At 62.3% G+C, this 13352-nt stretch carries 12 protein-coding genes; 7 read left to right on the top strand and 5 right to left on the bottom strand.

Annotated features, from left to right (window positions below; genetic code table 11):
* Positions 1-50 precede the first annotated feature (50 nt).
* On the bottom strand, positions 51-1973 hold the full coding sequence (locus AC1RRT_RS17980) for a methyl-accepting chemotaxis protein (protein ID WP_493015260.1): 1923 nt from the start codon (positions 1971-1973) through the stop codon (positions 51-53).
* 273 nt (positions 1974-2246) lie between these two features.
* Between AC1RRT_RS17980 and AC1RRT_RS17975 the strand changes: the two genes are divergently transcribed.
* From AC1RRT_RS17975 to AC1RRT_RS17965, 3 genes are all read left to right on the top strand, one after another.
* Entirely contained in the window at positions 2247-4271 is a 2025-nt protein-coding gene (locus AC1RRT_RS17975; RefSeq protein WP_493015259.1) for a PhoX family protein, read from the top strand.
* 80 nt (positions 4272-4351) lie between these two features.
* Positions 4352-4879 carry a hypothetical protein gene (locus AC1RRT_RS17970; RefSeq protein ID WP_493015258.1) on the top strand — a complete coding sequence of 176 codons (528 nt, stop codon included), beginning with the start codon at positions 4352-4354 and terminating at the stop codon, positions 4877-4879.
* Between the two features lie 34 nt (positions 4880-4913).
* Positions 4914-5138: a hypothetical protein gene (locus tag AC1RRT_RS17965; RefSeq protein WP_493015257.1), complete on the top strand. Its 225-nt coding sequence runs from the start codon at positions 4914-4916 to the stop codon at positions 5136-5138.
* Positions 5139-5141: 3 nt separating this feature from the next.
* Here the strand turns inward: AC1RRT_RS17965 and AC1RRT_RS17960 are convergent, their stop codons facing one another.
* The 4 genes from AC1RRT_RS17960 to AC1RRT_RS17945 form a co-directional block, all read right to left on the bottom strand.
* A complete protein-coding gene (locus tag AC1RRT_RS17960; RefSeq protein WP_493015256.1) occupies positions 5142-6125 on the bottom strand; it encodes a pentapeptide repeat-containing protein in 984 nt (327 codons plus the stop codon).
* Positions 6126-6205: 80 nt separating this feature from the next.
* The gene (locus AC1RRT_RS17955) at positions 6206-6736 is read right to left on the bottom strand and encodes a gamma carbonic anhydrase family protein (protein WP_493015255.1); all 531 of its coding nucleotides are present in this window, start codon (positions 6734-6736) and stop codon (positions 6206-6208) included.
* A gap of 10 nt (positions 6737-6746) precedes the next feature.
* Positions 6747-7793, bottom strand: coding sequence for an N-acetyl-gamma-glutamyl-phosphate reductase (gene argC, locus AC1RRT_RS17950; protein WP_493015254.1), 1047 nt, complete (start codon positions 7791-7793; stop codon positions 6747-6749).
* Positions 7794-7867: 74 nt separating this feature from the next.
* Complete coding sequence (locus tag AC1RRT_RS17945) at positions 7868-10222, bottom strand: methyl-accepting chemotaxis protein (RefSeq protein ID WP_493015253.1); 2355 nt, start codon at positions 10220-10222, stop codon at positions 7868-7870.
* A gap of 172 nt (positions 10223-10394) precedes the next feature.
* On the opposite strand from AC1RRT_RS17945, the gene AC1RRT_RS17940 reads away from it, so the two are divergent.
* Genes AC1RRT_RS17940 through moaC form a run of 4 tightly spaced genes read left to right on the top strand, consistent with a single transcriptional unit; the run spans position 10395 to position 13349 of the window.
* Complete coding sequence (locus AC1RRT_RS17940; RefSeq protein WP_493015251.1) at positions 10395-11006, top strand: anthranilate synthase component II; 612 nt, start codon at positions 10395-10397, stop codon at positions 11004-11006.
* Positions 11003-12070, top strand: coding sequence for an anthranilate phosphoribosyltransferase (gene trpD / locus AC1RRT_RS17935; protein WP_493015250.1), 1068 nt, complete (start codon positions 11003-11005; stop codon positions 12068-12070). Before AC1RRT_RS17940 ends, trpD begins: the two co-directional genes overlap by 4 nt.
* The gene (gene trpC / locus AC1RRT_RS17930; protein ID WP_493015249.1) at positions 12067-12873 is read left to right on the top strand and encodes an indole-3-glycerol phosphate synthase TrpC; all 807 of its coding nucleotides are present in this window, start codon (positions 12067-12069) and stop codon (positions 12871-12873) included. The genes trpD and trpC overlap by 4 nt, the downstream gene beginning before the upstream one ends.
* Positions 12870-13349: a cyclic pyranopterin monophosphate synthase MoaC gene (gene moaC / locus AC1RRT_RS17925; protein ID WP_493015248.1), complete on the top strand. Its 480-nt coding sequence runs from the start codon at positions 12870-12872 to the stop codon at positions 13347-13349. Before trpC ends, moaC begins: the two co-directional genes overlap by 4 nt.
* The last annotated feature ends 3 nt before the right edge of the window (positions 13350-13352 follow it).

The raw sequence follows: 13352 nt of genomic DNA, 5'->3' as shown, positions 1-13352 counted from the left end.
TCATGCCGTTCAACGGAAAAGGCCGCCTGATGGCGGCCTTTTTTTTATGATCAGTTCGTCTTGTAACCGATCCGGAATCCACCCCAGTGGCGCCCCTGCACGGTGATCGGCGCCGACATGTCCTTCATCAGTACGAATACGCCACCGCCCATATCACGGCGATAGCATTGCAGCAGGTAGGACTTGGTATTGCGCCCGCAAGCCAGACCGACCGGATCGTTGAACAGGCGGCGGTTACGCGAATTGGCCGTGTTCCAGACCGGATCGACGCCCTGCGGCTGCGAGTATTTCAGGTTGTGCGTCGGGATGAAGCCATTGCGATCAATACTGACGCAGAAGGTGATTGCCGGGTTTGAGTCCAGCAAAGACTCCTGAATCTTGGGCAGGACCGCATCGGTGAACTTGACGAAGCGGGTCATGAACTGCTGCGGATTGGTGCCTTTGATCGGCGCATAATTCTCGTCGAACAGATCTTCCATGCCGATCTCGCCGCGACGGATCGCGTCCTCGAAAGCAGCGCTGATTCGTGCTGCGCCATCCTGCGCCGTGAGCAGCAGTGGCCGGTCGACGGTCGTGGTGACAAAGGCGATCTGTGTGGCCAGATTGGCGACCTGCTGGTCGATATCTTGAATGGCCTTACCGGTCCTTTGAACGACTGCCAGATACCCGCGTGTGGCCGCATTGATCTCGCTGATTGCACCGGTCACGCCGTTGACGCGGCTCGACTGATCCGTGCTGGCCTGCTCGATCTCATCGAGCTGCTCACCCATCGAATCGATGGCCTCGACGATACCATTCAAGACCTTGCCGGTCTCGGTCACCAGGTTGACGCCGGTCTTCACCTTGTCATCGGACTGCTTGATGATAGCGCCGATATCCTTCGAGGCATTGGCTGAGCGCTGGGCCAGCGCGCGGACTTCCTGGGCAACGACCGCGAAACCCTTGCCGGCCTCACCGGCGCGCGCCGCTTCCACCGAGGCATTCAACGCCAACAGGTTGGTCTGGAAGGCGATCTCGTTGATCAGCGAAGTGATTTCTGAAATGCGCTGCGACATTTCAGCCATCTCGTTCATCGCATCGACCGAGCGCCGGACCACGGTGACACCATTTTGCGCCGCCGCCCGCGCCTGCTCGGCGCGCTGACTGGCGCGTTTCGCCGCCGCCTCATTCGCCTTCGCAGCTTCGCTCATGGAGGCGGCCTCAGCCGCTGTGCGGTCCAGGCTTTCCGACTGGGCCTCGGCGCTGTCGGCCAGGCCTTTCGCCTCGCGGTTCAGCTGTACAGAGGCTCCGGAAATCGAGTTGGCTGCCTGCACGATGGTACCGATTACGCCCCCCAGCCGTTCGGCGACCTGCACCGATCCCTGGCTGATGACACCAAAATCGCCGGCATGACTGCTGTCCATACCGACCGACAGATCGCCCTCGGCCATGCGACTGAACAGGCGCTTCAGATCGCCCACGACGTCATCCAGCGTCGTGGCCATGTGATTGAACTTCTCGGCCAGCACATGGGCGGATTCCTCCTCGTCATGGGAAGCAACCCGCCGGCTCAGCACGCCGCTGCCGATCGCGGCGCAAAGTTCGGCCATTTCACTCAGAACGGCACTGTCGTTGCGACGCAACTGCTCCAGCTCTGACTGCAGCGCTGCCAGCTGCCGTTCGACGGCTTCGCGATGACCGGTTTCGTCTGTCCAGCTGCGCGCCAGATGCCGCAATGGCTCACGCAGGTTTCCCGGCGCATCGGAAATCCGGGCGGCCGAGGTCGGCCAGTTCCGGAGAATCTCCGCCACCCCTATTCCACCGCTGGTCAGAGACAAGATCAGCAGGCTGCCGAGGGCGAATACAACCACGGCGGCAATGATGATCGTCGTCGATGCACTGCCGACCCACACCCACCCCAGAGCCGTCACGGCAAACAGAACAATGGCCAGACCGACGCGTAAACCGGTCGGCAGATTGGCTAATCCCAGCATACTTCCTCCCGCCACAGAGCCTTTTTTTGGCTCCGGTTGCCTTTCGGCCTGACTGTTTGTTTGCTTTTTTATGTTGGCTTTATCTTAGCGTTACCCCTGCATGCACATGCAAGCTGTCCGTGTCCGATGCCCACAACACGCCCCCCTGACTTTAGTCGAATTAACTAAATTCAATTGTCGTCACGGTTGCGGCGCAACAAAGTTCATCAACCCGTCACAGAGGCAAGTTAGGAGGTTTAAGCGGGTTGTACAGCCCGATTCCAGGAGAAGACCATGCCCCAAGACCGCCCCGCCGGCCTCAGCCGGAGCGAAGCCTATGAAGCGTCCCAGAATATCGGCATCAATGACAGTGCAAATCCCACGCTGGGCGAGATTGTCGCCCGTCGCTACGGCCGTCGCGATGTCCTGAAGGGCCTGCTGGCCAGTGCCGCCGGCCTGACCGTTGCCCAAAGCCTGTCGCCGCTGAATGCGGCAGCGCAGACCGCATCGCCCCAGCCTGCTACAGCCAGCCGCTTCACCTTCACCGAGATCAGCCATGGCGTGGACCGCACGCATCATGTTGCTCCGGGCTATGACGCCGACATCCTGATCCGTTGGGGCGATGCCGTGATGCCGGATGCGCCAGCCTTCGACGTGCGCCGGCAAACTGCCTCAGCCCAGATCCGGCAGTTCGGCTACAACAACGACTTCGTCGGATTCCTGCCGCTGCCGCTGGGCAGCAACAGCTCCGATCGCGGTCTGCTGTTCGTGAACCACGAATACACCAGCGAGGAGGTCATGTTCCCCGGCGTCGGTCGCCAGGAAGCCAAGGACAAACTGTTCAAAGACATGACGCGCGAGCTCGTCGAGATCGAGATGGCCGCCCATGGCGCCAGCATCGTCGAGATCGCCCGCGGCGAGACGGGCAAATGGGGCGTCGTGGCCGGCAGCCGTTATGCCCGCCGGATCGATGCCGCCAGCACGACGATGGAGTTGACCGGCCCCGCCGCCGGTCATGCCCGCCTGAAGACCAGGGCCGATGCCACCGGTCGCCGTGTGATCGGAATGGTCAACAACTGTTCCGGCGGCATTACGCCCTGGGGCACGGTGCTGACGGCAGAAGAAAACATCCACGGCTACTTCTGGGGCAAGTTGGATGCCGGCCATCCGGAAGAGCGCAACCACAAGCGCTATGGCGTGCCGGACGGCTGGTATAACTGGGGTCAGTATTTCGACCGCTTCGATGTGACCAAGGAGCCAAACGAGGCCAACCGTTTCGGCTGGCTGGTCGAGATCGATCCCTATGATCCGCAATCGATGCCAAAAAAGCGCACGGCACTGGGACGCTTCAAGCATGAGGCTGCCTCGGTGGTGGTCAATCCGGATGGGCGCGTCGTGGTCTACACCGGTGATGACGAGCGTTTTGAATATATCTACAAGTTCGTATCAGCCCGGCGCTGGAATCCAAACGACCGCGCCGCCAATGCGACCTTGCTTGATGACGGCATTCTGTATGTCGGTAAGTACAATACCGATGGATCGCTCGACTGGCTGCCGATGGTCTTCGGTCAGGGTCCGCTGACCGGTGCGAACGGTTTCAGCAGCCAGGCTGATGTCGTGATCGAGGCGCGCCGCGCCGCCGATCTGCTCGGCGCCACCAAGATGGACCGCCCCGAGGATATCGAGGCCAATCCGGCGACCGGACGCGTCTACGCGATGCTGACCAACAACAATCGCCGAAAAGTCGAGCAGGTCGATGCGGCGAACCCGCGTGCCAGCAACGAATGGGGCCAGGTGCTGGAAATGACTGTGCCGAATGGCGACCACGCCGCCGCCAAGGCAAGCTGGTCGCTGCTGCTGCAGGCTGGCAATCCCGCCGATCCGAAGGTGGCCGGTAAATTCCATCCTCAGACCACGGCGAACGGCTGGTTTTCCTGCCCCGACAACTGCGCCTTCGACAACCAGGGCCGGTTGTGGATCACCACTGACCAGGGCGAGAACTGGGACAGGGCGAGCGACACGGCGGATGGCGTCTGGGCCGTGGAAACCGAGGGCCCCAACCGCGGACTGTCAAAGATGTTCTTCCGCGTGCCGGTGGGTGCCGAAATGTGCGGCCCCTGCTTTACGCCGGACGGCCGCACCCTGTTTGTTGCCGTCCAGCACCCGGCCACTGACGGTGGCGAAAAATTCACCAACAGCGGCAAGGGATCGACCTTCGAAGACCCGGCAACGCGCTGGCCGGACTTCCAGCCCGACATGCCCCCGCGTCCGTCCATTGTCGTTATCACCAAACAGGATAACGGGGTTATCGGGTCTTAACCGTAACCGGCAGTGTACAAGCATATGGGCAGGGCGATATAACCGCCCTGCCCGCCCGACGGGTATACCGGACAGACGGTATGACGGTGGGGACCGTTGCCAGAATGAGCAAGGCCAACAAAGCGCAGATCATCAAGGCACCGCAGGAACTGCGACAACGCGCGGTCAATTACGAGACGGGTGTCGACATCGTCCTTACCGATGATGTGCGCAGCCGCATCGAAAACGCCATCAGTGCCTCAGCCGATGCCTTCTCCAATGAAGTTTTGGAAAAACTGCGCGAGATGCGGCTCCAGGTGAAAGCCGCCGAGAACGATCGCCTCTCCCGGATTTTCATCCTGTCGACGATCTCCGAGCTCGCCTTCGACATCAAGGGTATGGGCAGCATCTTCGGATACCCCCTGCTCAGCCATCTGGCGAAATCGCTGAAGGATTTCATCGCGGGTCTGGCGCTGCCCAACGAAGCTCAACTGGAAGTGATCAGCATCCATATCGACGCAATGTACGTGGTTCTCGCCCAGGGCGTGCGCGGAACCACGGAAAAGCTGCAAAAAGACCTTCTGGACAATCTCAGCGTGGCCGTCCACAAGGTCCGGGATACATTTTAAGACCCTGCTAACGATTTGCCGTCAGTCTGCCGTCATGAGTTCCGATGCTGAAATCTGGCGCGCCGCGCGCGACCTGATCGCCGACCATGGCCCACGCCGTGCGGAATCGCATGCCAATCGCCAGCTGACCGAAATGACCCTGAGCAACAATTTTGCCGGCATGCTGGTCTGGCGGCGCATCCTGCGCGCCGTGAAAGGCCTTACGGCCAACGAGCCGAAGAAGTCGCCTCTCGGCCGAGCATCCACCAGCCGTCGCTGACGCTCAGTTCTTCTTGTCGTTCTGAACGACAGGCAGCCCGCGCGACCCTTCCGTCAGCGCGCCGCGCAGATCCGCATCCGTCAGGTTCGTATACATCAGGTTAGCCTCGCGCAGATCAGAACAGATCAGGCGGGCACCATGCAGATTGGCATTCGACAGATTGGCCTGCCGCAGGTCGGCGCCATTCAGGTTGGCATGCACCAGATGGGCACGCGACAGATACCACCCCGACAGGATGGCGCGTCGGCCAACCTGGCCGTCGGTATCAATCCAGGACTGATGGTCGCGCAGCACCTGCTCGATGACATCGACTGGAATTGGCTTCGGGATACGCGCGCCACTGCCCTGCAGCTGATTCAGGATCTCGAGTGGAAAATCCGCAAGGTTGAAATTGGCGTCATGCAGCTTGGCATTCTTGAACTGCACGTTGCTCAGCGTCGAATAGGAGAAGTCGGCGCCTTCCAGATCGGCATTATCCAGAATACAGCCATCCAGGATGGCGCCAACAAAGGACGCGCCGAGTAGTTTGGCCTGGCTGAGATTGGTGTTGTGCAGCGTGGTATCGCTTAAAGATACCGCACCGCCCTTGCCATGCGGCGGCACCGGCGGATCGGTCATCGGCCGCATATCGGCATTCTCAAAGCGCGTGCCCTTCAGGATCGCGCGCGAGAGATCGGCGCCGCGCAGGTTAGCCCATACGAAACGCGCGTTGGTCAGATCAGCACCCGAGAAGTCGCAGCCGGTCAGGACCGCCTGGCTGAAATCGGAATTGCGGAGATCAGCGCAATAGAAGCGGCAACTGCGGAAGATGGTGCGCTGCAGGTTCATGCCGACCAGCTTGATGCCGGTCAGGTCAGCGCCTACCAGCGTCAGCTGTTTGCCGCGCGTCAGCTTGCCCAGGCGACCCGACAGAAATTCGCCATGCGACTTGATCTGATCGTAGAGATCATCCGGCCAGGGGGCGTGGGTCGTAACGCCGACGGTCATGTTTCCATCCACAGAACCGGCTCAGCCGGCATATTGTTTCTGTATACGTGGAACCTTACAGACCGGATTTCAACAATATCTTAACGGCTCACCGTGAGTTGCTCGCGGTACGTACTACCCAGCCGGGCATAGTGCGCTGCCGTTTCCGCGATATTCCGCAGTTCATCCGCATCCAGACGGCGCATCAGCTTGGCCGGACGCCCGGCCCAGAGCTCGCCGGCGGCGATCCGCATGCCCGGCGTCAGCAGCGCGCCGGCCGCCAGCATGCCATCGCTCTCGATCACACAGGCGTCCATCACGGTGGCTTGCATGCCGACAAAACAGCGGTCTTCCAGGGTGCAGCCATGGATCAGCGCCATATGGCCGATGGTGACGCCCGAGCCGATCACCGTGGCGAACTTCGCCCGAGTCACATGCACGACGCTGCCGTCCTGAATGTTGGTGTCACTGCCGACGCGGATGCTGTTGACGTCACCACGCAGGGTGACCCCGAACCAGATCGAGCTGCGGGCGCCGATCTGGGTATCGCCGATCACTGTCGCGTTCGGCGCGACAAAGGCATCCGGCGCTATGGCCGGATGCTTGTCGCCGAACGGCAGGATCAAACTCACGAGCGATGCCTTAAGGGAACAGAGCGATCTGATCCAGGCCGGTGGTCTCCGGCAGGCCGTACATCACGTTGAAGTTCTGCACCGCCTGGCCACTCGCACCCTTCATCAGGTTGTCGATGGCCGAGAAGATCATCACCCGCCCCTTGATGCGGTCGGCGAAAATGCCGATGTGGCAGGAATTCGTACCGCGCACATGACGGGTCTGCGGAGACACGCCCTGCGGCAGAATCTGCACAAAAGGCTCCTCTGCATACCGCTTGAGCAGCGTGGTGCGCAGGTCGTCGACACTGACCCCCGGCTTGGTCTTCACATAGATGCTGGACAGCATGCCACGGTTCATCGGCATAAGATGCGGGGTGAAGCTCACCACCATCTGCTGACCGGAAGCGTCCGCCAGAATTTGCTCGATCTCGGGACCATGCCGGTGCGAACCGATGCCATAAGCATGGGTTCCCTCGGCGGCTTCGCAATACAGCGAACCTTCCTTGAGCGCACGGCCGGCTCCCGATACGCCGGACTTGGCATCGATCACGATGTCATCGGCATCGATCTGGCCGGCTTCCAACAGCGGCATCAGTGGCAACTGCGCCGACGTGGGATAGCAGCCCGGATTGGCCACCAGCCGCGCCTTGGCGACCTTGTCACGATACATCTCGGTCAGGCCGTAGACGGCTTCACCCTGCAGCTTCGGCGCCAGGTGCTCGTGACCGTACCACTTGGCATATTCATCCAGGTTGCGCAGCCGGAAGTCTGCCGACAGGTCGATAATCTTCAGATGCGTCGGCAGGCCGGCGATCACCTCCTGCGTCGTGCCATGCGGCAGGGCACAGAAAACGGCATCGACGCCGCTCCAGTCGACTTCCTTGATGGTGATCAGCTTGGGCAGGTTCAGGCCGGTGAACTGCGGGAATACTGTATCGATCCCCTCGCCGGCCTTCCGGTCCGCGGTCAGGGCGACCACGCGGATGCGCGGATGACGCAGGATGATGCGGAGCAGTTCCGCACCGGTATACCCGCTGGCACCCAAAATCGCGACCCGAATGGCTTCCGTGGCCATGTTGACCTCCATCAGTGAAAGATGGGGATGGGTATAGCGCGCCAGCCGGCGGGTTCAATAGTTAAATTGTCCCCCTAAACCCGGAATTGACCCACTAAATCAGCCAATTCCTGGGCCTGCCGGGCCATCGCCGTGGCCGAGGCCGTGGTCTGCTCAACCAGGGCGCCGTTGCGCTGGGTCATCTCGTCCATGTTGGAGACCGCCGTGTTCACCTCATCCAGACCCACGGCCTGCTCGCGGCTGGCGGAGGAAATTTCTCCAACAATATCGGCCACTTTTTTCACGGCCGTGACAATGTCGGTCAGGGTTTCGCCGGTCTGTTTGACCAGACGCGCGCCTTCCCGAACTTCGCTGGTGCTGGCCTGGATCAGGCTCTTGATCTCATGCGAGGCATCAGCCGAGCGCTGGGCAAGCGCCCGCACCTCCTGCGCCACCACGGCAAAGCCCTTGCCGGCCTCGCCCGCGCGGGCCGCCTCAACCGAGGCGTTCAGCGCCAGCAGGTTGGTCTGGAAGGCGATCTCGTCGATCAGGCCGACAATGTCGCTGATCTTCTGCGCGCTGCCCTCGATGCGGCTGACGGCTTCCACTGCCTGCTGCACCACGCTGCCGCCCTTCTCCGCCGTGTTGCGTGCGGTGGCGGCCAGGCCGTTGGCGGCCTCGGCATTGTCGGCATTCTGCTTCACCGTCGCGGTAATCTCATGCATCGACGCAGCCGTTTCCTCCAGGCTGGCGGCCTGCTGCTCGGTGCGCTGGGCCAGATCGTTGCTGCCGCTGGAAATCTCGGTGGCGGCATCACGAACCGTTGCCGCAGCACCCGTGACGCGACCAACCGTTTCGGCCAGCTGCTGCGCGGTACGGTTGGCGTCCTGCTTCAGGCGATCATAGACACCCTGATAGTTGGCAGCGATGCGATGCGTGAAATCACCGCCCGCCATCGCGCCCAGCGCATCACCCAGATTGCCAAACACGGTTTCCACTGTTTCCAGCATACCGTTCATGCGCTCGCCCAGCCGAGCCATCATACCGTCCAGCTTGCTGGTATCGATGCGCGCCGACAGATCCCCATCGGCGGCGGCGCCGACAACCTCGCCGACGGCGCGGTCCAGAAGTTGCTCCTGCACCCGGCGCTGTTCCTCGGCGCTCTTGCGATTGCGCTCGACCTCCTGCTGCAGTTCTTCGTTCTGAAGTCCATTCTCCTTGAACACCTGCACGGCGCGCGCCATAGCGCCAATCTCGTCGCCACGTGTGCGAGCCGGCACTTCCGTGGCCCACTCGCGGTTGGACAGCCGGTCCATCACGCCAGTCAGCGCCGACAGCGGATCGGCGACCTGACGGCCGATATAGAGCCAGCCGACCAGAACGGCAGCACCCAGGCTGGCGATGGCGACCGTGATCAGGATCAGCTTGCCCGTGCGGCTGCTGTCCTTGGCACCTTGTGTGGCGCCGGCGACATCCTTGTTGGCATCATCGACCACTTTCTGCGTCACGGCGCCGAGGCGCTTGGCCGCATCGCGGCTGGTCTTGAGCGTCGAGCGGGCATATTCGAGTGAGTCCAATTCCTGTTCACGGAAACTGAACAGGCCCGAACCGTCATCGCCAAAGCCCAGCACGGCCTTGGTCGCCTTGCTGAGTTCAGGATGCGGGTTGATCTTCTCCACCACCACCAGCGCCTTGGTGACGCGGTCGGAGGTGGTGGCGAAACGCTTCATGGATGCTTCCAGCTCGGCGCGCGTGCCGGACTGGGCACCGACCGCCATCTGGCCGACGGCATTGTTCACCTCACCGATCAGGGTCGCCGTGGCCTGCACCAGCATGACATCATTGTTGGCCATGCGGGTGAGCGAGCGCTCGATGCGGCTGAGGTCGCCGCTGCGCGTCACCGTGGTCATGCTGCCGGCCAGATCGGTGACAGCATCGTCGATCAGCGGATTGGCGAACTGCAGGAAATTGGTATGGGCCTTGGCCAGTTCCTGGGTCTCGGCCTCGCGCTGGCGAGTGATACGGATGCGGGCGCTGACCAGCTGCTGCAGGCGACCGATATTGGCCAACAGACCATCGGTCTCCTTCTTGATCTCCTCCAAACGCGCGCCGGTGACGCGCGTGGAGACCATAGTGAGCACCGAACGGATGTCGCTTTCACGGGTTTTGATGTCCGCGGCGGTGGCCGTGACTTCCTCTTCTGTGCTGGCCGAGACCAGATCCGGGGCGGCACCGGCCAGATCGGCGACACGCTCGGCCAGCGCCAGAGCGGCCACGACCGAGGTGACCCCTTCATCCGTCACGGTGGTGATGGCACTGTCCAGACGGGACAGGGCGAACCATCCGGCTGCGGCTGAAATCAGGGCGAAAGAGGCAATCGCGCCAACGGCGATGAACAGGCGCTGGCGGATTCCGCCCCGCTGTTGCTTGAGCGGCTGGATGTCAGCCATGGTACTTCCCCTTCCGATTCTTCAGAGACCCGATTGTTCTGGGTTTTTACCGTCCCCGCAAGCCCATGATTTCCAAAGAAAACCTTCTTTTGTGTACTAGCAATGCGGGTGTTCGGCCGTGGCGCGACGTAACTTCGTCATGTTAGGCTGCCGGCCTTGAGGAAATCGGCCCATGCTCGTCCTGATCGACAATTACGACAGCTTTACGTGGAATCTTGTCCATTACTTCGGCCAGATCGGCGCCGATGTGAAGGTCTTCCGCAATGATGAAACCACGCCCGAGGCGGTGCTGGCGCTCAAGCCTGCCGGGGTAGTGCTATCACCCGGGCCCTGCGACCCCGACCGGGCCGGTATCTGCCTCGCCATGATCGACAAGGCTGCCCAGGCCCGCCTGCCGCTGTTTGGCGTCTGCCTTGGCCACCAGGCCATTGGCCAGGCCTTCGGCGGCAAGGTGATCCGCGCCCCCAAACCCCTGCATGGCAAGATGAGCCGCATCAACCATACCGGTGAAAGCATCTTTGCCGGCCTGCCCCAGGACTTCCTGGCGACCCGTTACCATTCGTTGACAGTCGACCCGGCCAGCCTGCCGAACAGCCTGAAGGTGACAGCGCGGGCCGAGGACGGCGTGATCATGGGACTCAGTCACCATGACCTGCCGATCCATGGCGTGCAGTTCCACCCCGAGAGCATCGCCTCTGAGCATGGTCTTGCGATGCTGGCCAATTTTATGCGCTATTGCGGCCTGCCGGTGAAGGCGATTGCGGAGCACGGACAGGCGGCATGAGCGGGGATATTTCGGATTTCAAGCGGCTGCTGGGTCTGGTGGCCGGCGGCGCACGGCTCAGTGTTGACGACGCGCGCACAGCTTTCGACGTCATGATGTCGGGCAATGCCACCCCATCGCAGATGGGCGCCTTCCTGATGGCGCTGCGTGTGCGCGGCGAAACCGTGGAAGAGATCACCGGTGGCGCGCTGACCATGCGCGCCAAGGTCCATGGCGTGAAAGCCCCGGCCGGTGCCATCGATATCGTCGGCACCGGCGGTGACGTCAAGGGCACCTGGAATGTCTCAACCTGCTCGGCCTTCGTGCTGGCCGGTTGCGGCGTGCCGGTGGCCAAGCATGGCAACCGCGCCGTCTCATCCAAAACCGGTGCCGCCGATGTGCTGACAGCGCTGGGCGTCAATATCGACTGCGACTTCCGCCTGATCGAGAAAGCCATCGCCCAGGCCGGCGTCGGCTTCCTGATGGCCCCGCGCCATCACGGCGCGATGCGCCATGTCGGTCCGACCCGCGTCGAGCTTGGCACCCGTACGATCTTCAATCTGCTCGGCCCCCTGAGCAATCCAGCTCTGGTAAAGCGCCAGCTCATCGGTGTGTTCGATCGCCAGTGGGTGCAGCCGCTGGCCGAGGTGATGGGTAAGGTCGGGGCGGAAAAAGTCTGGGTCGTGCATGGCTCCGACGGCCTGGACGAGATCACCACTACCGGCCCGACCTATGTGTCGGAAATGGCCGGCGGCAAACTGCGTCACTTCGAAATCACACCGGAAGACGCCGGTCTGCCGTATGCCAAGATGGATGACCTGAAGGGCGATGAGCCGACCGCCAATGCCGTTGCGCTCCGCGCGGTTCTGAATGGCGCGCCAGGTGCCTTCCGCGATATCGTGCTGATGAATTCAGCCGCTGCTCTGCTGATCGCCGAGAAGGCGACGGACCTGCGCGACGGCGTGGTCCAGGCTGCAAAAGCGATCGACAGCGGCAAGGCTCGTGCGGCGCTGGCCCGCCTGATTGAAATCACCCATGAACCGCCGCCGGTCGACCCGGACGCGGATGAGAAGAAGTCGTCATGAGCGACGTGCTGACCAAAATCAACGCCGACAAACTGGTACACATCGCTGCCAGCAAGAAAGCCATGCCGCTGGCGCAGCTCGAACAGCAGGCGCGCGCCACGAAGACCCCGCGTGGCTTCGCACGCGCGCTGAAGGCCACGGCCGATGCCGGCCGATATGCCCTGATTGCCGAGATCAAGAAGGCCTCCCCGTCCAAAGGCCTGATCCGCGCCGACTTCGATCCGCCGGCGCTGGCCCGCGCCTATGCCGCTGGGGGCGCCACCTGTCTGTCGGTGCTGACTGACGTGCCGTATTTCCAGGGCAGCGACGACTACCTGCGCGCTGTCCGCGCCGCCGTCGAACTGCCGATCCTACGCAAGGATTTCATGCTTGACCCCTATCAGGTGGTCGAGGCGCGCGCGATGGGTGCCGACTGCATCCTGCTGATCATGGCCGCCCTCAGCGATGCACAGGCTGCCGAGCTTGAAACAGTTGCCGGCGACTATGGCCTCGACGTGCTGGTTGAAGTGCATGATGGCGACGAGCTTGATCGCGCACTGAAACTCAAAAGCCCGCTGCTCGGCGTGAACAACCGCAACCTCAAGACACTCGAAATCGATATCGCCAATACCGAGGCGCTGGCCGCCCGTGTGCCGGCCGGCAAGATGCTGGTGGCGGAATCCGGACTCTACACCAAGGCCGATCTCGACCGCATGGCCAAATGCGGTGCGCGTTGCTTCCTGGTTGGCGAGAGCCTGATGCGCCAGCCCGATGTGGAAGCCGCCACCCGCCTGCTGCTGACCGGCAAGGAGCTGGCCGCGTGAGCAACAAACTGACCCATCTCAACGCCGCCGGCGAAGCCCACATGGTCGATGTCTCGGCCAAGGCCGAGACCGAACGCGTGGCCCGGGCCGGCGCGCGGGTTCTGATGCAGAAGGCGACGCTCGACCTCATCCTGTCGGGTCAGGCCACCAAGGGCGACGTGCTGGCCACGGCGCGCATCGCCGGCATCATGGCCGCCAAGAAAACGTCCGACCTGATCCCGCTCTGCCATCCGCTGGCACTCAGTCAGGTGACGGTGGAGTTGACGCCCGACACCAAAGCCAATGCCATCGATATCGTTGCCACCTGCAAGCTGAAAGGCCGCACCGGCGTCGAGATGGAGGCGCTGACCGCGGCCAGCGTCGCAGCGCTGACCGTCTATGACATGGCCAAAGCGGTCGATCGCGGCATGCAGATCACCGATGTGAAGCTCCTGCACAAATCCGGCGGTAAGTCCGGTGACTTCAACGCGGCCTGAGCC

The organism is Ferrovibrio sp. GW821-FHT12B10, from assembly GCF_058807515.1.
This window is presented reverse-complemented; position numbering and strand designations above follow the sequence as displayed.